The organism is Chthoniobacterales bacterium (assembly GCA_035274845.1).
Taxonomy (GTDB): domain Bacteria; phylum Verrucomicrobiota; class Verrucomicrobiia; order Chthoniobacterales; family UBA10450; genus AV80.
On the sequence record DATENU010000005.1, the window covers coordinates 19498 to 45484 of the forward strand.

Genomic DNA, 25987 nt, shown 5'->3' on the forward strand with positions numbered 1-25987 from the left:
GGCGGGTTGATCGCGTCTATTGAACGAAGAGCCGCGCAACTGCGGCCACGCTCAGGCTCCCAAACACACCCACTACGGAGAATAGCGCGACGAAAATGGGTTGATTGTACCAGGGCGCGAATACGCCTTGGTTAATCGCATCCAACTCCTTCCGGGCCTTTTCGCAGGCGTCGACTTTGGATTTCCTGGCTTCACTCTCGTCTTTGACCGGGGTGGGAGGGGACTGCCCGGGTTGCGCAGATGAGGGAGTTTGTTTTGCTGGAAGCTCATCCGGGAATTCGCTCGCGTACCGCTCCGCGTCTTCCGCAAATCGATCAAGAACCTCGTTCTTCAAGCGAGTGCCTTGCACCCATAACAACAATGACGCGGTAATGAGCGCGGACGCACCAGCCAGGAAGGTTATCGCCAGGCTCGGAGTCATCGTCCAGTTGTCGAACTGCCGCAGGCGCGAAAGGATGATCAGGATCAGAACCGTCAGCGGATAAAGCAGCGTCTTGCCGATAACCGCCGTGAAGGTGCTGGTCGCCTCCAGCATGTGCTTCGCCTTTATCCGGGTGCCCGTCCTCTCGATTCTTCTCCAGCTTTCCCGTTCGCAAATAGCGCGCAACGTCCGCAGAAAATAAAAAGCCGTTCCGTGAAGATGGAGACAAAAGACGAGGTGGATGATGTATAAAGAAACCCCCAGGGCCAGAATGATTTTCTCGTTCAACAAAGCAAAGGCGCCTCGCCCCGGAACGGACGGCGGCCACTGCCGAAACAGAAAAGCGGAGAGCAAAAAATAGGCGACAGAGATGCCAATGATTTGCCAGAGGCGCTCGTTCCGCCACCAGATTGGCTCTTCTTTGCCGAAGAATCTATCGAGCTGACATTCAAATTCCTGGAGAGGCGGAGTGGTAGGCCTCTCGTAGGCAAAACTCCGGCATAATCGAATTCCCTCTCGCGCGAAACCTTCGGGCAAATGAAACTGGATCTTCTGGATTCTTTTGCCCAGCGCCTCCTCCATCTGGTCCTTTATCGCCGTCCCTTCCGTAAAGAAACTATAGGACGCGAGGAGGAGAAATAAGATCGCGACGATGAAGGCAAGAAGACGAATAAGCACGCTCGGCCAAATGCTGATGCCTAAGGCCAGCGGTTCTGCGAACAACAACGTGTTGTCGCGCCAACCAAGAAAAATGAGGAGAACCAGGATGCCAGCCAAGCCAAGAGAGATCTCGCTCCAAACAAGTATTCGCGCCCATGGCTTCATCGGCGCGATGGTAATATTCGGCTGGTCGGGGTCTTGCTTCGGTGTGCGACTAAAAATGGCGATTAGAATGACAAACGCATGCGCCAGAGACAGGAAGAAAATAATCGCGGTGGACCACCCGTGCGCGAGCGCGGCGAGAACGGCATCTCTGAGCTTCGTATGGGCGGACTCAGGACTTCCTGCTTTCAGGTCAACGTGTTTGCCCCGGGCGATTTCGAAAATATGGGGGGTTGGGGCAGTTCTAGGTTCGGATGCGTTAATAAAGCCTTGAACCGTTCTTACCAGGATAGTCTGGTAGCTATCACGCATGGGTGGCAGGCTTGAGTTAACCACCAGATCGTCGGCCGCTGCCACCACGAGGTTGCGGGTGTAGTCTTGATGGGCGTGCTCGAGATAAAGCGCGTCCAGGTCCGTCGTAAAAAAGATGGCCGCGGGCAACTGGGGTTGAAGAGCTTCGAGCACCAGGATCTTGTCATAGATATCGCTGCCCAGGATTCCGACCGCGGCTACCGCATGACCTTTGCGGCTGTTTGTTTGGGTGCCGAGGCGGAAAGCCAGCCGTCGCAGATAGTCCAGTTGCGATCTTCCAAAACTGGTTTCCCCATACCCTTCATCTTTGCTTTTATCCGACGATGTTTCCTGCTTTTCGGCTCTGGGAGAGTCCCCCGGCAGCGACGCATTTTCCGAGCGACCGTCGAGTCCACGCAGATAGGAGCAAAATTCCAGCTCGGCTACTGGCCCGAATCTGTCCTTGATCTCCTTTATGATCGCCTGGCTGTAGGTCGTGTCGCGTTCGGTCACGACCACGATTCGCGGCCGATTTTTCTCGTTCGGCATCACGGTGTTCAGCGCGGGAATTCGCAAAGACAACTCGTTGAACAGAGTGCCGATAAGGTCATCGTCCGTGACGATGGAACGGTATTTGTCTAACTTCTTGTTTCCAATAGTTGCCCGCACAAAGGAGATCTTCCCCTCGAGATAGGGGTTTGGGGAACTGGCATAATCTTCGAGATCCTGGCTGTTTCCATGATGGAGAACCCGGAGCTCGACCTCTCCTTCGGCTTCTTCTCCGTCCCGTTCTTCGATCTGCTGCTTGACCTTCTCAACCCGGTCAGCGTCCAGCTTTATCTCTTTGGGCGTCCAAACCAGAATAACGCGCTGGTGCGGAGCTTTGGATTCCGGAGCGGCCCGAAAGGTCTCAAAATACCCAATGACATCATCCTTGCCCTTTTGCTTGGCTGAGGCTGGAGCTGATTCATCGGCCAGGGGGCTAAGCAGGGACTCTCGCGCCGGGAGGTAATCGGCCGTTAGGATTGCCGAGACGATCGCATAGCGAATGCGGAGTCGGCGCTCCTTTACCTCAGCGGTCTGTCTGGCATCGAGGATGTTCCAGACTAGCAGCTTGGTCACTTTTGGCCGTGTCGGAGTCGGCGTCGGTGAACCACTCTCGCTTGTAGTCGGCGCGACATTGGTCGGCTCAGCTTCCGCCGCTACCGGTTTGGGGACGGCAACGCGTGGCTTTAGAACGGCGATTTTTGAGACGTCTCCCAAAGGATCGTCCCAAAGACGTGCAAATCGATCTCCATAACGATCATCGCCGGCCACGGCTGTCGCCTTGCTGCCCGCCGGCCGGGGAGTTTGCAACTTCGATTGTTGCGTCCACAAGCCGATAATAACAATGATAACTCCGACAAGCTGCGAGCCGAATACAACCAGCTTATTTGCATCTTGCACCATGAGGTTTTTGGCGAGGGACGGTTATCAGCCAGGTAGGAATAGTCTGCTTGCCTGATCCCCGGTCTGACAAGGCGAATTGTGGAGCTGCTATCTCCGGTTGTGCTGGGGCAACGGATGGGATTGCATCAGCGATCGCGCGTAGGCGAGGGTGTCGATGGCATCGACCGTCTTATCCCGGCGGATCGCCTTGATGCGCGGAAAGCGCAGCGCCAGGCCACTTTCGTGCCGGGTGCTGGGCTGGATCGAGTCGAAGGCGATTTCCAGCACCGTGTCCGGTTTCACTTCGCGATAACGGCCGCGGTTCGAGATCGTTTGCTTTTTGAAGTGCTCGGTTAACTCCGCGATCTCGACATCGGTCAATCCGCTATAAGCTTTTCCGATCGTGAGCAGCTCCCCGCTGGTTTCGTCGCGCACGGCGAACGTGTAATCGCTCAGGACATGATTTCGTTTGCCGTGTCCGAGTTCGGCCGCGACCACGACCACGTCGAGGGTAGCCAGCTCCTTCTTTAGTTTGAACCAGAACATTCCCCGGCGGCCAGGCGAGTAGATGCTCTCGGGATCTTTGACCATCAGGCCTTCGTTGAAGCGGCGGCGCGCCTGTTGAAACGCCGTCTCGATCTCATCCGCGGAATGAGCGGGATACACTTCCGCGAGCTGGAAGCCGGTCGGCAGCTTCAAGCCTCGCAATGCTTCCCGGCGCTCTCGCAGCGGGCGGCGCAGAAACGATTTGCCGCTCATCCAGAGCAAATCGAACGCGACAAAGACTACCGGCACGTCGGCTGAAGCAGCCGCGAACAAATCCGCGCCCTCGTGCTTGCGGCCCAATCGTTTTTGCAGGTCGAAGAAGGTCAATTTCCTTCCCTGCTCGAACGCCATGATCTCGCCGTCGAGAATGATTTCAGCGTCGAAGTTCCGCGCATGATCCGCGAGCTCTGGGAATTGATCGGTCATTCGCCGCAGGTCCCGCGAGAATATTTCCACCCGACCGGCGCCGCGATGGAGCTGGGCGCGAATGCCGTCGAACTTGTCTTCAACGTAAACCACCGGCGCGTCCGCGAAGCGCTCCCAGATGGCTTCCGCGGTTGATTCGGGGCTCGCCAGCATGCTTTTGATCGGCCGAAACAGGGATAGCTCGGCGCGCTGCAATTCGCCTTTCGACGCGAGCAGCGCAGTATTCCCGAGATCTCCGAGGAGCATGTTGGCTTCCTTCACCTCATCGAGCGGCGCGGAGAACGCGCTCGCGATCGCTTCTTCGACCAGGCCTTCTCGCAGGCCAATCCGGAGATCGCCCGTGAGAATCTTCACGATGTATTGCCCTTCCCGCGCGGACAAACGGGCGAGTCGTTTCTGCAACAATCCCGTCTTTCCGAGCGGTCCTCGTGTCTTGTGGAGCAAATCAAAAAGCTCCCGCGATTCGGCCAGGGTGAACGCTTCCGGAGCGGTGCGCCCTTCCAGGGCTTCCAGCGCCGTCTTGCCCGCGTCACCGTGGGAGCTGGCCATCCGTCGGAATTCCGGCTCGGCCAGTTTCGTGGCGCCCATCAACGCACGGTGAATCACCGCCCAGCCCGCCTGGACTGTGCGCAGATCATTTTGCGGGAACGGTTTCCCGGTGAAGTAGGTTGTCGCAATGGCGAGCTGATCCGGGCGCAGTGTCCGCAAATATTCTGCCAGCAACCGCACCTTCTCCAACTTGGCCGGCGTCGCTGCGATCGCTTCCCCAACCGTCGCGAACGCGTGGAATTCTGATCCTGTAGCCGCGGCCTTGTGGGCCGCTTCCGCCTTCGCATCCGAGATAATTGCGCGTTCCGTCTTCCCCAGCGTTAGCTCCATCTGGTTTTCCTCGCTCAGGGCCCACGCTTCGATCCCGCGTTCGCGCAAATCACGCGCGAACTCCGCCGCGAAACCGTGCAGCGTCAGGACGCGTTGCGGTTTCACCAGCTCCACATAACGGACCAGATCGTTGTAATCGGCGTGGTCGGAAAGCGGAAAAGCCGCGTCGACCTGATAACGGTGGATCGCGCTCGGTTCCACGGCCCAGCCACTGATCATCGCGACGCGTTTCTCTTTGATCTTGTCCAGCATTCGCGAACGATTCGCGCTCGGCGGGCAGATCAGGACTTTGCCGGCGATGGCGTTGGCGTTGTAGCGCTCGTATTCGCAGAACTCCTGGCCGAACTGCTCGTAAATCCGCGTCATCCGATGCACGGTCCCGTGCAGCATTGGCTGCAATCCCGCCCCGGCCAGCGCGCACAGAATTTCCTGCGCTTTGCCTAACGAGTAACCGAGCAGCACCGGGACGGCGCCACTTTCGAGCGCGTCCCGGCAGAATGCCACGATCTGGCCGATCACTTCATCCGTGGGCGGGAACCGATAACGCGGCAGGCCGAACGTCGTTTCCATGATGAGCGTCTCGGCGTGCCGCCATTCCGCCGGCTCCGCCGACCGGCCCGGGCGCAATTTGAAATCGCCCGTGTAAAGAAGCGACCCGGTCGCCGTTTCCAGGAAGAACTGGGCGGAGCCAAAAATATGTCCGGCGGGAATGAGGGTCACGTCGAGCCCGCGAACCAGCGTCGATTCGCCAAACGGCAGGATGTGTTCGTTGCGTTCCCCCGGCAAACGCGCCTGCATCAATCTCGCGGTTCGTTCGGAGACGATGATCTCGTCGTGAGGCGCAATGTGGTCGCTATGGGCGTGCGAGACGAAGGCGAATGGCTTCGCGTCCCACGGATCAAGCCAGACGTCTTCATTCGGCAGGTAAACGCCGCGCTCATAACGAACTTCGATCACGCGATGAATTTACGCAGCTGTCTCTTGGGATCGAGCGCCTGATCCACCGGATTGACACGACGCAGCTGTGCCCCTTTCATTAGCCCCATGAAACGGGCTGCGATTTCTCTCGTCGCGCTGTTCGTGGCCGGCAACCTTCTGGCCGCGGACGCGTCCAAACCCGTGCCCAAAATCCTGCCCAAGGTGACCGCGCTGCCCACCGCGCTGAACGACGATTTCCAGTTCCGAAAGACGAAGCTTTTCCTCATGACGGAAACACCGCCGAAGTCTCGGAGGTCTCTTTCGCGAAGCCTGGCGTCGAGCAATCCAAACAATCCAACGGCCGGCATCGCGGAAGCGTCCCTGGGTTTCGAACGCACCTATCGCCTGTATGGCGCCATCACCAACGCCGATCGGAACCAGCGTTACGGCAACTACTTCGACTTCTTTTGGCGAGTGAAACGGCCCGCGCATGTCACGGTGCGCCTTGAATACCGGCAGGAAAAGCTGCGCTCTTTTGTCCAGGCCCGCGAGATTTCGTATGACTACGTGAAGGGCACCCAGAAGACCGAGTTTACCGTGATCGGCGACGATTATCTGAACGACGGGCGGGTCATCGCCTGGCGTTGCCTGCTCATCGAAAATGGCCGGATTGTGGCCGAAAACCGCTCCTACCTCTGGGACTGACGCCCCTGGTCCCATGGGTTAGGTTGACAGTCCTACCCTCGATCTTATATTTTTCTACGCAGTGCAGTCGTCAATCCAAGTTGGAGTAAATGGGGATGCCGTTTGGGTGAAGGTCGAGGGCAAGGGCAGCTTCCTTAACAGTGGCAACCTCAAGGAGTTCACCCGTGAGATGGTGAACCGCGGTTACCGCGAATTTGTGGTCGACCTCGAGGACTGCGCGATGATGGATTCCACCTTCATGGGCACGATGGCCGGGGTGGCCTTGCGCTTGAAGGAACTTGGCCACGGACATCTCCATGTCGTTCATTGCGGCGAGCGCAGCCGCAATCTTCTCACCGGGCTCGGCCTCGACCAGATCTTCGATATTCACGCAAATGGCTCCGCCGCACCGCAGTGCGAATTGCTCAAGCGAGACGGGGCCAACGGGGGCGCCGAGCAGAAGAAACAGGTCAACGCGGACATGCTCGACGCCCATGAAGCGCTTTGCGAGGCCGTGCCGCAGAACCTTTCCCGGTTCAAGGACGTCCTCGAATATCTAAAGCAAGACCTCCATCACGAAACGCCGTCGAACTGATTCTGCCCGCGGCGCATGTGGCCAATTCTTCTCCTCGGGCTGTTGATCGCGTGTGCGGGCTGGCTGTTTACCTGGCAGCGGCAGCGGATCCGCATTCGGCAGCTCGAGCGCTCCAAGGAAGAGATCCAGATCGAGGAGACGCTCGTCTTCGATTTTCTTCACGGGCTCGGTGAAGCGTTTACGGAAACGATTCGCGCGGCCGATCTGCACCGCCTGATCGTGGAAGGCGCGGCGCGGGTTCTCGATGCGCAAGGGGGCGCCCTTTACATGATGGAACGGGCTGGGGGAAAACTGGCGCCGGCGTTTATCTCGAAAGGTTGTCCGCCTTTTGTCGATGTGCCCGCTCATGTTTTGCAGCAGGCCGCCGCTAATCCGGCCACGCTCGAAGGCTATCTGCGTCTCCACCCGATTCCGCCCGGTGAAGGCATTATTGGCCGCGTCTGGCAGAGCCGGGAGCCGGTCTGCCTGACTGACCTGGCGGATGCCCCGGAGCTGGCGAACCTGCGCGGCACCTCTCTCGGCACGGCCTCCGTCATGGTGACGCCCCTGCTTTACGGAAAGCAGAACATGGGCGTGCTCGCCCTGGGCAACGGCCCAACCAGCCCTTCGTTTACCCAGAGCGATTTCGTCGTCTTCAAGTCGATCGCGGAGCAATCCGCCTTCGCGCTCTACAACGCCATCATTTATTCCGAGGCGAACGAAAAGAAGCGCCTCGACCACGACCTGGAGATCGCGCGGGACATTCAGCGGATCCTGTTGCCGAGCGAAGCGCCGGTCGTCGATGGTTTTGAGATCAGCGGAATCAATATTCCCGCCCGCCACGTCAGCGGGGATTATTTCGATTACATCACGGTCGATGACGACAGGCTCGGCGTGGCGATTGCCGATGTTTCCGGGAAAGGCGTGCCCGCTTCAATCATCATGGCCATCTGCCGCAGCGTTTTGCGCAGTCAGGCAACCGGAAACGCTTCCCCGGCTGATGTTCTCCAGAAGGTCAACCGCCAGCTCTACCCCGATATCAAGGAGGACATGTTCATCAGCATGGCCTACGTCGTTCTCGATCATGTGCGGGGCACCGTGGTGATGTCGCGCGCGGGCCATGATGCGCCGATTTCGTACGATCGCGCGACCGGAACTGTCACCCCGGTGAAGCCGCCCGGAATGGTCGTGGGAATTGACAGTGGAAGCGTGTTCGATAGGATAACGGGCGATTTCGCCCTCTCCCTCAAACGGGACGATTGCCTCCTCCTCTACACGGATGGAGTCACCGAAGCGCTCGACGCCAACGGAGACGAATTTGGCGTCGACCGCATGTTGGAATGCATTCGCGCCAGCGCTCCGGAAGGGGCGCCGGCCATCATCACGCGGGTGATTGATGAGCTGCGGAGCTTCGTGGGGACGCAACCGCAAAACGACGACATCACTTTAATTGCCATTCGCAAAACATGAGAAAAATCCCGGTCACAGAATCATCAGAGCAGGAGAAGGACGCCAAGCCGGCCGCCGAAGCGCCGGCGCCGGAGACCGAGTCAAACGATGACGGCTCCGAGGGTTTGCAGGCGGACTTGAACCGGTTCCGCGATCTCGCTTTGCGAAGCCAGGCCGATTTCGAGAACTACAAAAAGCGGGCCGCGCGGGAAAAGGATGAAGCGATCAAATACGCTAACAGTTCGCTGCTCGAGAAGCTGGTCGCCATTGTCGACAACTTCGAGCTCGGACTTGAAGCCGCGCGGGCCGAGGGCGAGAAATCGCCGATTTTCTCCGGCATGAGCATGGTCCTGAAACAATTAATGGATTTCCTCACCGACAACGGGCTTCAACCAATCGATGCCGCCGGCCAGAAGTTCGACCCCAATTTGCACGAAGCGATTGCCCACGAGCCGAGCGATGAATTTCCGGAAGGAATCGTGGTGCGGCAGACCCGCCGCGGTTATCGGATGAAAGACCGTCTCCTGCGGCCGTCGAGTGTGGTCGTGTCGAGCGGCCCAGCGAAATAATATCGTAATCGTGCTCGTGCTCCTGCTCGTGATCGATATCTGTTTTCTAGCGATCCGAATTCGAGCATGAGCACGAGCACGAGCACGATTACGAGGTAAAAGATGCCCACGGAAAAGCGCGATTATTACGAAGTGCTCTCGGTTTCGCGCACCGCGACCGAGGAAGAAGTAAAACGCTCCTATCGCAAACTCGCGGTAAAATTTCACCCCGACAAAAACCCGGATGACCCGCAGGCCGAGGAACGATTCAAGGAGCTGGGGGAAGCCTACGACGTCCTCATGGATGCCGATAAGCGCGCTGCTTACGACCGATTCGGTCACGCGGCGTTTGCCCAGGGAACCGCGGGGCGAGGCGGGGGATTCCACGATCCATTCGATATTTTCAGGGAAGTGTTCGGGGGCGGCGGCGGGGGCGGCGGGATTTTCGAATCGTTTTTCGGCGGCGGCGCTACGGTCGATCGCGAAGGCCGGCAGCGCGGGTCCGATCTTCGTTACGATATGCAGATCACGCTCGAGGAGGCTGCCTTTGGCGTCGATAAGGAAATTGAAGTTCGCAAGCTCGACACCTGCGCTACATGCAACGGCAAAGGAGCCGAGCCCGGTTCGCGCACCATTAATTGTCCGGCGTGCGGCGGACGCGGGCAGGTCATCAGTTCCCGTGGTTTTTTCCAGGTCTCGCAAACCTGCCCGCGGTGTCGCGGGGTTGGCCAGATCATCGAGAAACCGTGCCGGAGTTGTGCCGGAGAAGGACGGGCCGAAAATACCAGCCGAATCAAGCTGAAGATTCCCGCCGGCATCGCCGATGGCTCGCGTCTGCGCTCGTCCGGCAATGGAGAGGCCGGAATCCGGGGCGGATCGGCCGGCGACCTTTACGTCGTCATCCACATCAAAGAGCACGCGATCTTTCAGCGCGAGGAGGACAATCTTTATTGCGAAGTCCCGATCTCGTTCACTCTCGCGGCGCTCGGCGGAGAGATCGCCGTCCCCACCCTGGAAGGAAAAGCCAACCTGAAAGTGCCGGCTGGAACTCAGAGCGGCCAGATCTTTAAGCTTCGCGGGAAGGGCGTGATGAATGTGAACCAGCGCGATCGCGGCGACCTGATGGCGCGGCTTTTGGTCGAAGTGCCAACCCGCCTGAACCACGACCAGCGCCAGAAGCTCGAAGAATTCGCCTCTCTTTGCGGGGAAGAGAACACCCCGCTGCACAAAAGCTTCTTCGATCGCGCCAAGGAATTCTTTCGTTAATTGAACCGCGGATTACGCGGATAACGCGGATGGGAAAAAAGCAGAGCAGTTAAGTCTTCATCCGCATAAATCCGCGTCATCCGCGGTTAATTTTTTCCCATGCACCGCTTCTACATAGCCCCCGAAAACTGGCAGCCCGATGCTTTGGTCCTGACCGGAGCTGAAGCCCATCACGGTCGCAACGTTCTCCGTCTTGAGCCGGGCGATAAAGTTGTCCTGTTCGACGGGCGCGGCCACGAGGTGACCGCCGAAATCACCGCGAGCGACGCCGCCCAGATTCAGCTTCGCAAGCTGCATGAAGCGCGGACGCCGCCGTTACGTTGCCGGATCACGCTCGGCCAGGCCATTCCCAAGGGGAAAAATATGGACCTGATCGTGCAGAAAGCCGTCGAGATCGGCGCCGCTGAGATCTCACCGATCCTCTCCGACCGGACGATTGTCCGCCTCGACGAGGAGAGCGCCGCTTCGAAGCAGGAGAAATGGCAAACCGTCGCGATTGAAGCCGCCAAACAATGCGGCCAAAACTGGCTCCCCCGAGTCCAAACCCCGCAATCGCTCGCCCAATTTTTCCAGGAGCACCGGCGATTCGATCTCCAGTTGATCGGCTCGCTTCAAACCGACGCCGTCCATCTCAAGAAAATCCTGGCGGAATATTCAGCCGAGCACGGCGATCGGCCGGCAAGCGTGTTGATGTTGGTCGGTCCCGAGGGCGATTTCACGCCGGCCGAACTTTCGCTCGCCCGCAGCCAGGGCTGCCGTCCCATCACTCTCGGCCCGATCGTTCTCCGCGTTGAGACCGCGTCGATCTATTGCCTGAGCGTTCTCTCCTACGAGTTGCTGGTCTAGCGGCTCCTCAACCGCCTTGGAGCCGGCGCGCCTTCGCGCCGGAGGGAACCGACCCCGCAACTCATACGGCCATCCTTGGAGCCGGCGCGCCACCGCGCCGGCGGAGCAGACACCGTCAGCGGTTACGGCTCGATGGCGAGCCGTCTCCATTACCGTAGCTCACCCGCCAGATCGTCTTGTTGCCGTCTTCGCTGAACAGCAGGCTCCCATCTTTCGCCACAGTGATACCGACCGGCCGCCCCCAGACATTTCCCTCCGGCGTGACAAAGCCAGTCACGAAATCTTCATAATCGCCGCGCGCTTTCCCGGTCGCTTTGTCGAGCGGAACCCGCACGATTTTGTATCCGGTCCGGCGCTCCCGGTTCCACGAGCCATGGAACGCCGCGAAAATATTCCCCTTATATTCCGACGGAAACTGCGTCCCCTCGTAAAAGCAAAGGTTCAGCGTCGCCGAATGACTTTGCACGAGAACGTCCGGCACCACGACTTTCCCGGCCAACTCGGGATGCTTCCCTTTGTGACGCGGGTCCTGGTGGTTCCCAATATAAAACCAGGGCCAGCCGTAGAACCCGCCCGGCTGCACCCGGCTGATGTAGTCCGGCACCAGGTCTTCGCCCAGCTCATCCCGTTCGTTCACGCTCATCCAAAGCTCGTTCGTCCCCGGCCGGAATTTGATGCCGACCGCGTTGCGGATTCCCCACGCAAAAACATTCTTCCCCGTCCCGTCCGGATTGAACTCGAAGATTCGCGCCCGATTCGCTTCCGAGGAATTGTCCGACACATTCGAATACGACCCGATCGAGACGTACATCTTTTTGCCGTCCGGGGAGAACGCGATATCGCGCGTCCAATGACCGCCGCCGGGCAGGACTCCGCCGGGGGAAAGCTCTACCCCGAGTTTCTCCGCCAGCCCCCGCGCCCTGGTATCACCGTTGCGGTAGGGAAACCGGACCACTCCATTGGTGTTCGCGACATAAAGAAACTGCGGATCCGGACCGGGCGGATACAACGCGATCCCAAACGGGTCGTTTAAGCCGCTGTTGGCGAAGGTCTCGTTGATGTCCGGTTTGCCATCGCCGTTGTTGTCGCGCAGGACCTTGATGCTGTCGGACCGGCTTTCGGTGACGAAGACGTCTCCGTTCGGTGCGGTGAGGAGATAGCGCGGATACGAAAACCCGGAAGCGTATTCCTCGATCTTGAACCCGTTCGGAACGCGCGGCTGCGCGCCGGCCGGCCGCCTCACCACCCGCGGACTGTTCGTGGCCGAGCCGGTTGCATACGGCGCCGGCAGATCGTTCACCGTAAATTTGTGCCGCACGCCCGGCGCGTCCTCGCGCCAATCGGCCGTCTGCGGAGCGACCCCCGGTTCCGCCGCCAGCAGCAGACTCGCGCTGCCGCTCACAAGCAGCGCCACACTTCTTAATTTCATCCTTTGGTTACCCTCGCTGCTAACCAGCTGGCTGTTGATAAAGCCCGACCACGTTCCCTCCCGGGTCACGGAACCGCGCCGTGATCTCCGGCGCGTCCATGCCTACGGGCTGCACAATCTCGCCGCCATTTGTCGTCACCGCGTTGATCGTCGCCGTCACGCTATCGACCATGATATAAATCAGCATTCCCGGCGTCGCCGGCGGCCGGCCGGTGACCCAGGTGCCGCTCACCTGGCCGACCCCGTCGTCAAACGCAATCGAACCATCCCCGCGCCGCCTGATCCCCCAACCGAAGACTTTCCGGTAGAATTCCGCCGACCTCTGGACGTCGTTCGCCGGGATCTCAATGTAACAAATCTTGCCGTTTCCCAGGGTTGGGTTCATGTCCCGTATTTCGCGCATCTTGTCATTCAGACTTCGGTTTGAGCGCAGGAGAATAACCCGTGCCCTGCCAAAACTCCGGAGGATAATCCAGCAAAGGCTTGCCCACCCAGCCACGCGTAACCTCGAGATAGTATTTGCTCCCGTCCGGCGCGGGATAATACCGGACGGCAGTGAGCGGTATCTGATCCCATCCTCCGATAAACTTAAGCTCCTTCAGCGACTGCGGATAACGGCCGTATCGCGTTTTATGCAGCTCAATGAGCGCAATCGACGTCTTGAGATGCTGGTCGCCGAACATATTGTCGAACGGGCGGGTGATCCCCGACCTGGTGAGGTAATACACAGCCGCTGCGATTGAACCCCCGCCCACCAGAACCGAAGTGCACAAGATGATAATGATAATCTTGGCCGCGGACCTGCCGCTGCGGCGGAGCTCTGACGGAATTGGGGGCGGCGCTGACATCTGACGAGAAGATCAGTGACGCTGAGGTCTACGCAACTCTGTGCAGAAGGAACAACCGCGGATGACACGGATGTCTCGGATAGCTGTAGCGACGGCGCTCTGTCGCCGTATGTAGGAATTGGTTGGGACGGAGCGCTCGTCAGGCCTTACGAGGTTCGCTCCGACTCGAGATAGCGACGATATTTCCGCTCGGACATGAACCAGGCAAACACTGCGACCATCACTCCACCCAAAAACCAGAGGCAAAACGTAACGAGCACCGAATAACGTCGCGGGCTATTCGTCGAAATGTTCAAGAGAAACATGATGGTGCCCCAGCTCAGACTTGTCCGAGCAACGAACTTCCACATCCAGCTTTCGCGGGTGATTTCCCAATGTCTGAGCCAACGCGGCATTTTCGATTTCATGGCGATTGGTTCGACAAACCGCGGTGTTAGCGGTGCGATGGCCATTCGCTCGATCTCACTCCTTTGCCAATAACGATAATATCCCAGGGTTTCAACGGGATGTCCTGGCCACTCTCGAAAATGGAACGCGAATCAAGTTTCGTCACCTGGGCGGCACGAATTAAATAAATCGGTGTGCCGCCGAAATCACCCAAGCCGCCGCCTCTAATGATTGCCCTAACGACGGTGAGATCGGGTGTGTAGCGAATTTCCATGGTCGTTTTCGCCCCATCTCCCGACACGAACACGCGCTCGTCTGGCGCCGCCGGCGCTCCCGCAAGGGCGACCCGAGCCGCGAACAGAACAAGCGCGATGCCGCCGAGCGCGAGTCGTTTTACAATATGCTTCATCGTCGGGCTAGATCAGTTGGGCCTGAGCTCGATCCAGGGTTTGTTTTCACGATTGCCGGGATTCGTCTCTGAATCGTGAATTACCAGAGTAAACGTGTAGGGACCAGACGCTCCTTTCAACCGAGCTGGAAACTCGAACGGCGGAACCCGGCTTCCTTCGCGTTCTCCGGCGTCCTTGCCCAGCCGAACCCCGTTGCCTGTGGGAGCGACATCTAATGAATCGGTGATGATCTTCAGCAGATCAGGGTTCTTTTTCAGGATGGGCAAGGCGTGAAAATTCCACTCAACGCTGCCACCGCCAAAGGCGAAGCGAGCCGACATCAAAAGACAGAGCAGTATCGTCAGCGCGGATCTCATGCACTAACTAAACACAAGATCGGCGGCTGGCGACGCATGGGCTCACGAGTGCTTCGGAGTTCATTCGTCGCCTCCGGTGGCGTCGGGGTGGGATTATCGAAGTAATCCACAATCGAATGAAACACGAGCACGTCGCCGTCTTTGAGTTGGCGGATAAGGTCAATCGACCTCGGCTTGGAGGAAAATGAAGATGCCAGTCGGACGAAGGCGCCTTCCGCGTCGCTCCAGCGATAAAGTTTGACCATCGTCTTAACCATGTAGCGGACGCCAGCTCGCTGCCGCGCGAGGGCTGCGACCTGCAGCGCAGTTGCGTCGGCAGGGATATCCGCCAGCGGCAACAAGATATCGAAGTCCGACTTCGGGATTACGCGAAGGCGCTCGGGGGCGTGGAACATTTCCAAAGAGACCACCCTGACGGCCCGGCTTTTCGGCGACGGCGATGGCTGAGCGAATGCGACCGAGGTGGCTGCTGCTCCGATGAGGACGAGAACCAGTGCACGATTCATGATGCCTAACGGAAAATAGACGAGAGCCCGGGTTCAAAGACGAACATATCTTCGGCTGTCGCGATTGAAAGGGGTGGGCGTTATGATCCGCCCGAGGAGGATCGACGATGGACGATGGCGCTCAAAACGGCAAAGGTCCCCAGGCCGATGCACAAGATGCCGATCGCGTAACTCTGTGCAGGCGTTACCGGCGCGGAGCCTCGATAATAGCTCAATCGATGTGTTCGCTCGTTTTCGCGTGCCTCGAACAGGTTAAAAACACCGAACGCGACCATGAAAACGCCGAACACGATTGATCCAAAGTTGAGGCGGCGATACCAAGCTGGCGTCGGTGAGGCAAGAATCATTACGAACATCATCAGAGAGATCGCGGCGAAGCAGACGACGATGATCGCTATCAGCGCTGAAAGCGGCGTCATCAGCTAACGAGAATGAACGGACTGGCTCGCTGTGACATAGACGGGAAGTCCGAAGGGCGAACGAGTGGCATGAGCGAATCGAGGGCTTGCTTGAACAGCCTAAGGGTTACAAGGGATGATAGTGTCCTGCGCAGCCACGATTTGCCACTTCCCGGCGCTTCAGCCACGTGTCTGTCCAGACCTGGCAACTCTTCGTCTCTTTGCCGTCCTTGTCCTTGATCATTCTGCTTTCGGCGCCGTAGGCGATGGCGATGGAGTCGCCGAAGAATCTGACCTTAACCTCGCCGAGTTGGCAGTCGCGCGACAAAGATTTTGTATCCGTGGTGATGGCATCCTCCTTCCCGTAGCGTTTGCCCTTGGTGGATGTCCCCTGGAAGTCGTCCGCAATGATGTCCTTAAGCTCCGGCTGCGGGCTACAGGCTGAGCTGGCCCACTTTGCCTCGGCGGCGATCATGAATTTGACGGTCTCCTCCTCCGGCGATCCCCATCGCGAATCCTGCGCAATGGTCGGTGACGTGAATCCACCGAGGAAAAACAGGGTGAGACCGAAGGCTGGGATCATTAAGGTTAATTTCATGGCTTTCATGTTCTGGCGCTTTTGCTTCACCGGCGTCCGCGAGGCAAGCGTCCAAAGTCTGACGAGAATGGCGTGGACTGCCAAGCCGTGAAATAAACGGGGAGGCCCATCAATTCCACCAGCGGAATACGTCAAACAGCCGATGCCAAAAGCGATCTCCAAAAACCAGGGCGAGAACTCCGAATACGAGCGCTGACGCGACAATGAGTGAAATCCACGTGAACCCATCGCCAACCGCGATGCGCAAGCCCGCGACGAATGCGACTACGGCGCCTACGAGAAAACCGCATCCGAACCGAAGGACCTTTTCTTCGGTATCAGGCTGATGCGAATCCGACATGAAATCTAACGAAACACAAGATCAGCGACTCGCGGACGCGCCCGGTGGCCAATGAAAATGCCATTAACGCCGCACCTGCCATGCGATACCGGTTATGAGGCCGATGAGAAGGCCAGCGAAAACAATGTCGAGGCGGAAACCTGGCTCGCCGAGCAGCCAGCACACCACGAAAGAAATGATGAGCGCCAAGCCAATGCAGCACAGGACTCGCCACGGCAAAAGATAATCGCAAACCGCCTCGACGATCACTGCAAAGAACTCTCCAATCATACATTGCGAGCTGGGTTACCAGTTAACGAGAATGAAACGGACAGCTCAGACTCAAAGACGACACTTTCAAAGTGCTCGGGAGACAGATCATTCACCGATTCGCGAATACTTTCGGATTTGGCTCGGACATCTCCTGTTTCATAAATCTTAATTCTTCCTTCATCCTTTCTTAGACCACCTGGCCGAAACCGATGTCGTAGCCGTCCAGATCCTGGATGCCAAACTCGCGGCAGCCGTAGGGTTGATCGCAGGGATCGTAATCCATCGTCGCGCCGCGCTCCTTGAACTCCTGGTAGAGAGCGTCGGCGTCGTTGACCCAGAAATAAACGTTCCAGAGCTTGTCCGACACCGTCCAGTGGGGAACGACATGCTTTGGATTCTCGGCCTGTTTGAGCATGAGATAGCAACCGTCCCGGCGGAGGATACAGAAGGAGGGGGGCTCGCCGTGGAAAGAATCGAAGGCAAACCCGAGCTTATCTCGATAATGCTCGGCCGCCGCCACCACATCCTTCACCAGCAACACCGCCGCGCTGCATTTTAGTTCCGGTTTAGACATGGGCGCGTCAGCGGATAACTGATCAACAGTTCGGGAAGAGTTTCGGGGTTCACGGTATCGAACGATTAGGCCACGTGGTTGCGGGCGCATAAACGATTATCGAGCCAATGATATTCAAGGGAACGGCGATTGAAACAGAGTAAATTCCCGTCCTAAAAAACGAAAACGCGAAATGCCAGAAAGCCTTGGAATGCTCGCGCGGGCCGGGCGGCGAAATCAACGGGCCTCGGCGAATACCGTCGCAAAGGCAGGACGGCAGCGGGATGGGAGAGCGTCCAAGGCAGGCGATACCAGTGGTGCCGGAGATGGACGGTGGAAGACGCGATTCCCGGTAGACCTCTCAGTCCGAAGGGACGCCGGAATAAAGCCCGGAGTGAAGCGCAGCGAACTCCGGGACTTCGGGTTCGATGAAACCAGCCCCGGCGCGGGGCGACGGATCGGCGAACGGTGTTGGCCATGGATCATATTCGACGACTCCGTCACCCCTTGCAGGGGTTTGATCGGTGGTTGGTCGGTTTCCCGGAGTTCGCTGCGCTCACTCCGGGCTTTGATCCATCGCGCCTTCGGCGCTCTACCGCGGATGCGCGCCTGAGGGCGAGGGCTGAAGAAGACGGCGGTTTGGAAAGCGCCGCTCCTTGTGGCCGCTGCAGCGGCCCGGCGAGAGTGGGAGGCTGTTCATGCGTTGACATCGCTCTCACCGCCCAATACGCTCGGCACTCAGCGGGGCCTGTTGGCCCCCACCTCCCCCCAGGTGCAACCGAACAGCGAACATTTTGTTCTCGACCTGCTTGAAGAGGCAGGGCTCGTAACACGTCCGCAAATTGATGACGCCTGTTCGAAGTCGAATGGTGCGGGCGGCGCCGTCGATCTGCTGATCAGAGAAGGCGTCGTTTCGGAAGCTGACGTTTCCCGTAGCCTGGTGGCACACACCCAAGTCGGATGGGTCGATCTTTCGACGAGAGTCGTCCCGCCAGAAATCATCGGGGAGATTCGCGCCGAGGATGCGCGCCGCTTCAACGTGATTCCCGTCGGATTCGGGGAGAGCGGGTTGATCGTCGCGGTGAGCGATCCGCTCGATATCCACACGGTCGATAATCTGAGATTTTCACTCCAGCGCCAGATCGAGCTGGTCTGCGCGAGCCCGGAACAAATTCGTCTGGCGTTGATCAAGTATTACGGCGCAGCGAAGAATGACCGTGACGGGCCGTTACAGAGGGTGACGACGAGTCTTGATCATGACCTCGAGATCGCGCAGAACGGCGACCTGAACGTCACGGATGAAGCAGACGCGCCGATCATTTGCCTGGTCTCGATGCTGCTGGGCGAGGCGCACCGGGTCGGCGCGAGTGATATTCATCTCGAGCCGCTCGACAAGAAATTCCGCGTCCGGTTCCGGATCGATGGCGTTCTTCAGGAAATGCCGGCGCCGCCGAAACGGCTGCAATCCGCCATCGTCAGCCGGCTCAAGATCATGACCGGCTCGATGAGCATCGCGGAAAAGCGGTTGCCGCAGGATGGACGCATCCAGGTAAAGCTTTCGCGGAAGCCAATCGATCTCCGTGTCTCGACGATCCCAACCAATCACGGCGAGAGCGTCGTGATGCGGCTCCTCGACAAGTCGAACCTGATGCTCGGCCTTCCCGAGCTCGGATTTTTTCCCGACGACCAGGAAACGTTCGAGCGCCTGATCCGGTTGCCCGACGGCATTCTGCTGGTGACCGGACCGACGGGCTCCGGCAAAACCAGCACGCTTTATTCGTGCCTCAATTTCATCAACAAGCCGGACCGCAAGATCATCACGGTCGAAGACCCGATCGAATACCAGATGAACGGCATCAACCAGGTGCCGGTGAATGCCGAAATCGGAATGACGTTCCCGGTCGCGCTCCGGTCGATTTTGCGGCAGGCGCCGAATGTGATCATGATCGGGGAGATTCGAGATCGGGAGACGGCGACCATTGCGACGAACGCGAGCCTCACCGGTCACTTGGTTTTCAGCACCCTCCATACGAATGATGCCACTTCGGCCGTAGCGCGGCTGGTCGATATCGGCGTCCAGCCATTTCTCGTCGCTTCGTCGATGCGCGCGATCATGGCCCAACGGCTGATCCGGCGGCTTTGCCTCAACTGCAAACAACCCGGTGAACTGACTGAGACGGAGCTTCGTGCCCTGAATCTGGCGCCGGAACAACTGGGCGAAGCCGAAATCATGAAACCGGCCGGGTGCGAAGAATGCCGTCAAACCGGTTACAAAGGGCGCATGGGTATCTTCGAGATTCTCGTCATCGACGACGAACTTCGGCACATGATCAACAACCGGCGCTCGACTTTGCAGCTTCGCCAGCGCGCGCGTGAGCTGGGCATGCGAACGCTCCGCGAAGATGGGGTTCGGAAAGTCCTCGCCGGTCTGACTTCAGCCGAGGAAGTGATCTCGGTGACGCTGGGAGATGTTAGCTGAGAACATAATGGTAGGGGCGGCGCGCTGCGCCGACCGCGGACGCCGCAGCGCGACGTCCCTACCGGAGCTGCGATGAACGCGCAACAGATTGTCGACCTCTTTGTCGCCCGACACATCCTGGCGCCCTCGCAGGCGGACGACGTTTTGGAGGAGGCAAACGTCAATGGCAAAACGGTCGAGCAGGCGCTGGTCGACGGGGGATTTGTGGATGAGCACGGTTACTACGCGGTCATCGCCGAAGCGTTCGGGACCGAGCTTTACGAAATTCCCGAGGAGATTGCGCCCGAGATTCTGCGTTTGATTCCGGCCGCGCTCGCGCGGTTGCATCGCGCGCTACCGGTAGCGTGGAATGACAATACGCTCAGCGTGGTGCTGGCCGATCCGTTCGAGCTGCGGACCACGGAGGATCTCCGATTTACTCTAGGGAAAGAGGTGCATCTCCTGGTCGCGCCGGCCGCGGCGGTGGAAGAATGCATCGAGCGTTATTATGGCGCCGACGGCGCGAGCATGGAGGAGGTTCTCAAGCAGCTGGGCCGAAATGGGGAGATGCCGGCCTCGAGCGGCATCGACGAAAGCGCTTCGATCGCCGAGGCGGAAGCGAATGCCACCCCAATCATTCGCCTGGTCGATTTGATTCTCACCCAGGCGATCCACGATCGCGCGAGTGACATTCACTTCGAGCCTTTCGAAGACGAGTTCAAAGTTCGCTATCGCGTCGATGGCGCGCTTTACGAAATGGCGCCGCCGCCGCGCCACCTCGCGCTGCCGATCATCTCTCGCGTGAAAGTGATGGCTAATATGAATATCGCCGAGCGCCGGCTTCCGCAGGACGGGCGCATCCAGAAAAATGTCGCGGACCGCAGCGTCGATCTTCGCGTCTCGACCCTGCCGACCCAATTTGGGGAGAGCCTGGTTCTTCGGGTGCTCGATCGCTCCACCGTAAATCTCGATCTCGAGGCGCTCGGGATGCCCGATTACGTCCACGATTACGTCTTGGAGATCATTCATCGGCCAAACGGCATCTTCATTGTCACGGGTCCGACCGGTTCGGGAAAGACAACGACCCTTTATTCCTGCCTGCGCAAGGTCAACACGATCGATTCAAAACTCCTCACGGCCGAGGAGCCGGTCGAGTACGACCTCGAAGGGATCGTCCAGGTCCCGGTCAACGAAGCAATCGGCCTTACCTTCGCTCGGACGCTCCGGGCGTTTCTGCGCCAGGACCCGGATCGAATCATGGTCGGCGAAACGCGCGACCTGGAGACGGCGCAAATCTCCATCCAAGCCTCGCTGACAGGCCACCTGGTTTTCACGACGCTTCACACGAACGATGCGCCGGGAACAATCACTCGCCTCATCGACATGGGCGTGGAGCCGTTCCTGATATCGTCGACCCTGGCAGCCGTCCTTGGACAGCGCTTGCTCCGCGGGATTTGCCAGCACTGCCGCGAGATTTATCAGCCGCCCGAGGAGCTCCTGGCGCCACTCGGCCTGAGCCGGCGCGATATCGCCGGGAAAACTTTTTTTCACGGCGTCGGTTGCGAAGCTTGCAACCACAGCGGCTACAAAGGCCGCAAGGGCATCTTCGAGCTGATGCCGATGACCGATCCGTTGCGCGAACTGATCAACGCGCGCGCGCCGACCGTGACTTTGAAAGAGAAGGCGATCGAGCTCGGAATGGTGACGCTGCGTCAGGACGGGTTGCGCAGCATTTTCGCCGGCCACACGACAATCGAGGAAGTGTTGAAATACACTTGAGCCACGGATGGACACGGATTCTCACGGATACATTGCCAGAGTTTCCTCAATCCGTGTTTCATCCGTGTAAATCTGTGGCCTAACCATGCCGCGCTACGCCTACGTTGCTCTCGACTCGCGCGGTCAGGAGTCGACCGGGCTAGTCGAGGCGGCTTCGACGAATGAAGCGATCGGCCAGCTTCGCCAGAAAGGCTACTTCCCCACCAATGTCTCGGAAGACGGGACGGGCGGTCCGACAAAGACACAAAAGGCGAGAGGTAGAACGAAGACGCCGCGCTCCGAAGGGAAGATAAGCAGGAGAAACATCGTTCTCTTCCGGAGAAGGTCTGTGAAGCCGAAAACGCTCATGATTTTCACGAGACAGCTGGCCACGTTGATCGATGCGGGGCTGCCGCTGCTTCGGGGACTGAATGTCCTGGCGAAACAGGAGCGCGATTCTCTCCTGAAAAATACGATCAACAAACTGGCCGATTCGATCCAGGGCGGCAGCACCTTTTCGGAAGGGCTCGCCCAACACCCGCGGCTGTTCAACGGTCTCTACGTCAACATGGTCAGAGCGGGGGAGGTGGGCGGCGTCCTCGAAGTGGTATTGACCCGGCTCGCGGAATTCCAGGAGAAGGCGCAGAAGATCAAGAACAAGGTCGTCGCCGCGATGGTCTATCCGCTGATCGTGATGGCACTGGCCGCCGGGATCATGATTTTTCTCATGGTTTTCATTGTCCCGCGGTTTGAAGCGATCTTTCACGACATGCTAGGGGGCAAACCGTTGCCCGCGATCACGCTCTTTGTCATTGGCGTGAGCGACTTCATCCAGAACCATTGGGCGGTTTTGCTGGGCGCGGCGGTTGGCGGGTTTGTTCTCTGCAAAGTGGCTGCCCGCCTCCGCGCCTGTCGCGTTCTGTTGGATCGGATAAAGCTGCGCGCGCCGATTTTTGGAGACTTGGTCCGGAAGACCTCGATCGCGCGATTTTCGCGCACGCTCGGAACGCTGGTCACGAGCGGGGTCCCGATTTTACAGGCCCTCACGATCACGAGAGAAACCGCCGGGAACGCCGTCATCGCGCGCGCGATCTCGCAGGTGCACGACAGCGTCAAGGAAGGCGACGCCATTGTTCAGCCGCTCGAAGGGAGTGGCGTGTTTCCGCCGATGGTAATCAGCATGATCGACGTCGGCGAGGAAACGGGTCAGTTGCCGGAGATGCTGCTGAAGATCGCTGAGGTCTACGACGACGAAGTCGACAATTCCGTCGCCGCTCTCACCTCCTTGTTAGAGCCGATCATGGTCGTGTTCCTGGCTCTGGTGGTGGGCACGATTGTGATCGCGTTGTTCATGCCGCTCATCAGCATCATCAGTGGACTGCAGCTGCAGACATGACAAGGAGGTGTAGGGGCGGCTGTCGCCAGCCGCAAAGATGTTGTGCGCGTGGCGACACGCGCCGCTACACCGCCTTCACCCTGATCGAACTGCTCGTTGTCATGGCGCTCATCACCATCCTTGCGAGCCTCATTTTTGCGGCCTCGAGCTACGTCCAGAACAAGGCTCGGCGTTCGAGAGCGGAGGCCGAGATCGCGGCGCTGTCGGCAGCCTCGGAAAATTACAAGGCGGACAATGGGATTTACCCAACCGATCCCGTGAAAACCGAGCTGGTCGATCCGAACGTCTTGCCGCCTTCAGCGGGGGCGAGTCTTTACCTGTATGAAAAGCTGGCCGGCGATTCGAACGACGATCGGGTCGTCGACACGACGTCCTATTTTTCCTTCAAGCCGAATCAGTTAGGGCCAGCCGATCAAACGCAACCCGTCGCGTTTATTCGCGATCCTTTTGGGAACAGCTACGGCTACTCAACCGCGAAAGCCGCGAACCCTGCGGGAACAATTGGGTATAACCCCACGTTCGATCTCTGGAGCACCGCGAACGAAACCGACCCGGCACGATGGGTCAAGAATTGGTAGCGGCGGCGAGCTACAGCTACCGCGCGTCCGTGTGGACGACGATGACGACGCGGCGGTTAGGGCGCTGCCGGTCGATTTCCATCTGCTCTTCCGGGCTGCCGACGGTAAAGTTCAGCGGCCGCGGCGGCACCAGGAATTTGCTCGCGCCGTAGCCCCGCGTCTGGATCTGCGCCGGATTAATCCCCATCGCTTCGACGAGATACGCCTTCACGCTATCCGCCCGGCGCTGGCTCAAATCCAGGTTGTACTCGGGAGACCCGAGCGAATCGGTGTAGCCTTCGACCGAAAAAGTCGCTTTCGGATTGCGTTTGATCAGTGTCGCCAGCTTCTGCAACTGGTTGATGGAGCCCCCTAACAAGTCCGCGCTGTCGTAGTTGAAAAGCTGGTCGTCCGGCATCCGCAATTGCGTGCCGGACCCGAGCGGGCCTTTCTGCGAGAGCAACGAATCGATGTCGCTAAACCCCGGGGTGCGGCCCCGGTTGGGCCCGGCGCTGTCACCGGGCAGCTTGGTAAAGGTGTTGGGCCGCTTGATCGTGGTGCTGGTGGCCAGTTCGGTCCCGGTCAACGCCGGCTGCGGCCGCCCGGAGCTGGCGGAGTCGGTCAGGAGATTCTGTTCCCGGGTGGCGTTGGGACTTTTCGAAAGGGTCTGGGCGGAGCTGTTCTCGATCTCGGTCAAAACCGAGGTGGCGTTCGATTGGTCGACCTGCGGCTTGTCCGGAAGCACATCCCGGGTGTCGTCTGGGAGGGCGGCGCTGGCGTGGACGTCGTCCAGCAATTGGTCGAAAGATTTCTTTTCATCCGGCAACTGGACATCGGTCTTGTCGGGGTCTGGCTTGGCGGCCGGGTTCGTGTTGTCCATGCTCGGTTTGTCGAGCGTTTGCATCTCGACGCTTTTGACCTTGAAGGTCGGCACCGGGATCCGCTGGTCGGCCGGGACTTCGGTGGAGATAAAATTGGTCCGGTAAAAATAGCCGCAGAGCGCACCATGAATCGCGAGCGAGATCATGAGGCCAACCAAAAGCCAGTTCCGCTGTTGCCTGCCCTCCAGGAGCGCTTCTTCGAAGTCGGTGAACTCGGATGTCCTCATCTAGCTGTTAGAAACAAACCGGCACCTGCCGTTCAATGTCAAACAGGTGGATCGAGCGCTCCGCCGCTCAATGAGAGGGGCGAGGGGCGCAGGGGCGAGAGGCGCATTGGAGACGGCCTGCCATCAGGCCGTGGGAATTTCGCCGGGCTGGGTGTATCGAGGCGTTCCCCCAACGGCCTGGTGGCAGGCCGTCTCCAATGTGGCCGTTTCGATGGCGCGCTATTGTTTTGTCCGGCGAATAAAGGCGTGTGTGGCCCTGCGAATTTCCTCGGCCACCCGTGCTTCCGGGGAGACAAACTTCGGGGTGAACCAGGGGAAGAGGCCGATCAAATCGTGGGTGACCAGGATTTGGCCGTCGCAATGTTCGCCCGAGCCGATCCCGATGGTGGGGATTTCGAGCGCCTTGGTGATTTGCCGAGCGGCTTCGGGATTAACGATCTCGAGCACGACGGAGAAGACGCCGGCCTTTTCCACGGCAAGGCCGTCGCGGACGAGCGCCTCGGCTTCCGACTGGGTGCGGCCTTTCACCTTGTAACCGCCTTCTTCGCGCACACTCTGCGGCAGCATTCCGATGTGGCCCATCACGGCGATGCCGTCGGCCACGATGGCTTCGATCTGCGGGACGTGGCTGACGCCGCCCTCCAGTTTCACCGCCTGCGCCCCGGCCGCCATCAAGGCGCGCGCGGTGGCCACGGCGTGGGCCGGGTCGTTGTAAGTGTGGATCGGAAGATCGGCCACGAGCAGGGCGCGTTTGACTCCGCGCGCGGCGGCCTTGGTGTGATGAATCATCTCCGGCAGGGTGACCTCGGTGGTGTCGTCGTAACCGAGCACGACCATGCCGAGCGAATCGCCCACCAGGATGACGTCGATGCCGCTTTCATCGAGCAGGCGAGCCGTCGGATAATCGTAGGCGGTGAGGGCGGTGATGCGTTCGCCTCGCCGTTTTCGCTCCCGGAAATCGTCCATGGGGCTGGAGCCTACCACTCCAAATCGAGTCGCACCACTCCGCTTGCCGGCAAACGCCCAAGGAGCGCGCCGACGGTTTCGGTCTGCCCGGGGAGGACGAGATCGGGACGGATGTCAGCCAGCGGTCGCAGGACAAACTCGCGGTCGACGATGCGCGGATGGGGCAGGCGCAGCTCGGCGGTTTCCATCACGAGCTCGCCGAAATAGAGGAGGTCGAGATCGATGGGGCGGGAAACGTTTCGTTCGTGGGTGGCGGGCCGGCCCAGGGCTCTTTCGATGGCGGCCAGCTCTCGGCGCAGGTCTATAGCTTCGCCCGCGTAATCGAATTCGATGACGGCGTTGAGGAAGGTCGGCGCGCCGGGCTCGCAGCCCACCGGGTCTGTTTCGTAGATCGCGGAGGCCAGGAATGGGCCCGACAATTTATCCAGCGCTTCGATCTTCTGGCGCGCTTTCCGGAAGTTCGCGAAGCGGTCGCCGAGATTGGTTCCTAAGGCGACGCCGGCTCTCATGAGAGGCAAGGAGGGGCGCTTTCCAAACCGCCCTCGGCTTTCGTCGGCGGTTTGTAAACC

At 59.2% G+C, this 25987-nt stretch carries 26 protein-coding genes; 11 read left to right on the forward strand and 15 right to left on the reverse strand.

Annotation, left to right across the window (positions count from 1 at the left end):
• Positions 1-16 precede the first annotated feature (16 nt).
• Both VJU77_01575 and VJU77_01580 read right to left on the reverse strand, forming a co-directional pair.
• Positions 17-2983, reverse strand: a complete 2967-nt coding sequence (locus VJU77_01575; GenBank protein HKP02026.1) for a hypothetical protein — start codon at positions 2981-2983, stop codon at positions 17-19.
• Positions 2984-3070: 87 nt separating this feature from the next.
• Entirely contained in the window at positions 3071-5770 is a 2700-nt protein-coding gene (locus VJU77_01580; GenBank protein ID HKP02027.1) for an ATP-dependent DNA ligase, read from the reverse strand.
• An 87-nt stretch (positions 5771-5857) separates the two neighbouring features.
• Between VJU77_01580 and VJU77_01585 the strand changes: the two genes are divergently transcribed.
• From VJU77_01585 to VJU77_01610, 6 genes are all read left to right on the forward strand, one after another.
• Positions 5858-6436: a hypothetical protein gene (locus tag VJU77_01585; GenBank protein ID HKP02028.1), complete on the forward strand. Its 579-nt coding sequence runs from the start codon at positions 5858-5860 to the stop codon at positions 6434-6436.
• Positions 6437-6497: 61 nt separating this feature from the next.
• Positions 6498-7010 carry an STAS domain-containing protein gene (locus tag VJU77_01590; GenBank protein HKP02029.1) on the forward strand — a complete coding sequence of 171 codons (513 nt, stop codon included), beginning with the start codon at positions 6498-6500 and terminating at the stop codon, positions 7008-7010.
• Between the two features lie 15 nt (positions 7011-7025).
• Complete coding sequence (locus tag VJU77_01595; GenBank protein ID HKP02030.1) at positions 7026-8459, forward strand: GAF domain-containing SpoIIE family protein phosphatase; 1434 nt, start codon at positions 7026-7028, stop codon at positions 8457-8459.
• On the forward strand, positions 8456-9007 hold the full coding sequence (gene grpE, locus VJU77_01600; GenBank protein HKP02031.1) for a nucleotide exchange factor GrpE: 552 nt from the start codon (positions 8456-8458) through the stop codon (positions 9005-9007). Before VJU77_01595 ends, grpE begins: the two co-directional genes overlap by 4 nt.
• Positions 9008-9109: 102 nt before the next feature.
• Positions 9110-10252: a molecular chaperone DnaJ gene (gene dnaJ, locus VJU77_01605; protein HKP02032.1), complete on the forward strand. Its 1143-nt coding sequence runs from the start codon at positions 9110-9112 to the stop codon at positions 10250-10252.
• 99 nt (positions 10253-10351) lie between these two features.
• Entirely contained in the window at positions 10352-11098 is a 747-nt protein-coding gene (locus VJU77_01610) for a 16S rRNA (uracil(1498)-N(3))-methyltransferase (protein HKP02033.1), read from the forward strand.
• A 115-nt stretch (positions 11099-11213) separates the two neighbouring features.
• On the opposite strand, the gene VJU77_01615 is transcribed toward VJU77_01610, so the two are convergent.
• The 9 genes from VJU77_01615 to VJU77_01655 all read right to left on the reverse strand — a co-directional run bounded on the left by VJU77_01615 (position 11214) and on the right by VJU77_01655 (position 16234).
• Positions 11214-12527, reverse strand: coding sequence for a sorbosone dehydrogenase family protein (locus VJU77_01615; GenBank protein ID HKP02034.1), 1314 nt, complete (start codon positions 12525-12527; stop codon positions 11214-11216).
• A 19-nt stretch (positions 12528-12546) separates the two neighbouring features.
• Positions 12547-12930: a VOC family protein gene (locus VJU77_01620; protein HKP02035.1), complete on the reverse strand. Its 384-nt coding sequence runs from the start codon at positions 12928-12930 to the stop codon at positions 12547-12549.
• A gap of 4 nt (positions 12931-12934) precedes the next feature.
• A complete protein-coding gene (locus VJU77_01625; GenBank protein ID HKP02036.1) occupies positions 12935-13375 on the reverse strand; it encodes a hypothetical protein in 441 nt (146 codons plus the stop codon).
• Between the two features lie 146 nt (positions 13376-13521).
• Complete coding sequence (locus VJU77_01630) at positions 13522-13782, reverse strand: hypothetical protein (GenBank protein ID HKP02037.1); 261 nt, start codon at positions 13780-13782, stop codon at positions 13522-13524.
• 26 nt (positions 13783-13808) lie between these two features.
• Positions 13809-14171, reverse strand: a complete 363-nt coding sequence (locus VJU77_01635; protein HKP02038.1) for a hypothetical protein — start codon at positions 14169-14171, stop codon at positions 13809-13811.
• Between the two features lie 12 nt (positions 14172-14183).
• Complete coding sequence (locus VJU77_01640; protein ID HKP02039.1) at positions 14184-14528, reverse strand: hypothetical protein; 345 nt, start codon at positions 14526-14528, stop codon at positions 14184-14186.
• Positions 14525-15034: a hypothetical protein gene (locus tag VJU77_01645; GenBank protein HKP02040.1), complete on the reverse strand. Its 510-nt coding sequence runs from the start codon at positions 15032-15034 to the stop codon at positions 14525-14527. The genes VJU77_01640 and VJU77_01645 overlap by 4 nt, the downstream gene beginning before the upstream one ends.
• 80 nt (positions 15035-15114) lie before the next feature.
• Positions 15115-15453, reverse strand: a complete 339-nt coding sequence (locus tag VJU77_01650; protein ID HKP02041.1) for a hypothetical protein — start codon at positions 15451-15453, stop codon at positions 15115-15117.
• 106 nt (positions 15454-15559) lie between these two features.
• Positions 15560-16234 (reverse strand): hypothetical protein, encoded by a 675-nt coding sequence (locus tag VJU77_01655; protein ID HKP02042.1) that lies wholly within the window; start codon positions 16232-16234, stop codon positions 15560-15562.
• Positions 16235-16421: 187 nt separating this feature from the next.
• Here VJU77_01655 and VJU77_01660 point away from each other — a divergent pair, with 187 nt between their 5' ends.
• Positions 16422-16784, forward strand: a complete 363-nt coding sequence (locus VJU77_01660) for a hypothetical protein (protein HKP02043.1) — start codon at positions 16422-16424, stop codon at positions 16782-16784.
• 25 nt (positions 16785-16809) lie between these two features.
• Here VJU77_01660 and VJU77_01665 read toward each other — a convergent pair whose 3' ends face one another.
• Positions 16810-17196 carry a VOC family protein gene (locus VJU77_01665; GenBank protein ID HKP02044.1) on the reverse strand — a complete coding sequence of 129 codons (387 nt, stop codon included), beginning with the start codon at positions 17194-17196 and terminating at the stop codon, positions 16810-16812.
• Between the two features lie 682 nt (positions 17197-17878).
• On the opposite strand from VJU77_01665, the gene VJU77_01670 reads away from it, so the two are divergent.
• The 4 genes from VJU77_01670 to VJU77_01685 all read left to right on the forward strand — a co-directional run bounded on the left by VJU77_01670 (position 17879) and on the right by VJU77_01685 (position 23365).
• Positions 17879-19654, forward strand: a complete 1776-nt coding sequence (locus tag VJU77_01670; GenBank protein HKP02045.1) for a GspE/PulE family protein — start codon at positions 17879-17881, stop codon at positions 19652-19654.
• Positions 19655-19726: 72 nt separating this feature from the next.
• A complete protein-coding gene (locus VJU77_01675; protein HKP02046.1) occupies positions 19727-21412 on the forward strand; it encodes a GspE/PulE family protein in 1686 nt (561 codons plus the stop codon).
• 85 nt (positions 21413-21497) lie between these two features.
• Positions 21498-22787, forward strand: coding sequence for a type II secretion system F family protein (locus VJU77_01680; protein HKP02047.1), 1290 nt, complete (start codon positions 21498-21500; stop codon positions 22785-22787).
• Positions 22784-23365, forward strand: coding sequence for a prepilin-type N-terminal cleavage/methylation domain-containing protein (locus VJU77_01685; protein ID HKP02048.1), 582 nt, complete (start codon positions 22784-22786; stop codon positions 23363-23365). Before VJU77_01680 ends, VJU77_01685 begins: the two co-directional genes overlap by 4 nt.
• Before the next feature lie 16 nt (positions 23366-23381).
• Here VJU77_01685 and VJU77_01690 read toward each other — a convergent pair whose 3' ends face one another.
• From VJU77_01690 to folK, 3 genes are all read right to left on the reverse strand, one after another.
• Positions 23382-24452 carry an OmpA family protein gene (locus VJU77_01690; GenBank protein ID HKP02049.1) on the reverse strand — a complete coding sequence of 357 codons (1071 nt, stop codon included), beginning with the start codon at positions 24450-24452 and terminating at the stop codon, positions 23382-23384.
• A gap of 219 nt (positions 24453-24671) precedes the next feature.
• Positions 24672-25418 (reverse strand): 3-methyl-2-oxobutanoate hydroxymethyltransferase, encoded by a 747-nt coding sequence (gene panB, locus VJU77_01695; protein ID HKP02050.1) that lies wholly within the window; start codon positions 25416-25418, stop codon positions 24672-24674.
• 11 nt (positions 25419-25429) lie between these two features.
• On the reverse strand, positions 25430-25927 hold the full coding sequence (gene folK, locus VJU77_01700; GenBank protein HKP02051.1) for a 2-amino-4-hydroxy-6-hydroxymethyldihydropteridine diphosphokinase: 498 nt from the start codon (positions 25925-25927) through the stop codon (positions 25430-25432).
• Between the last annotated feature and the right edge of the window lie 60 nt (positions 25928-25987).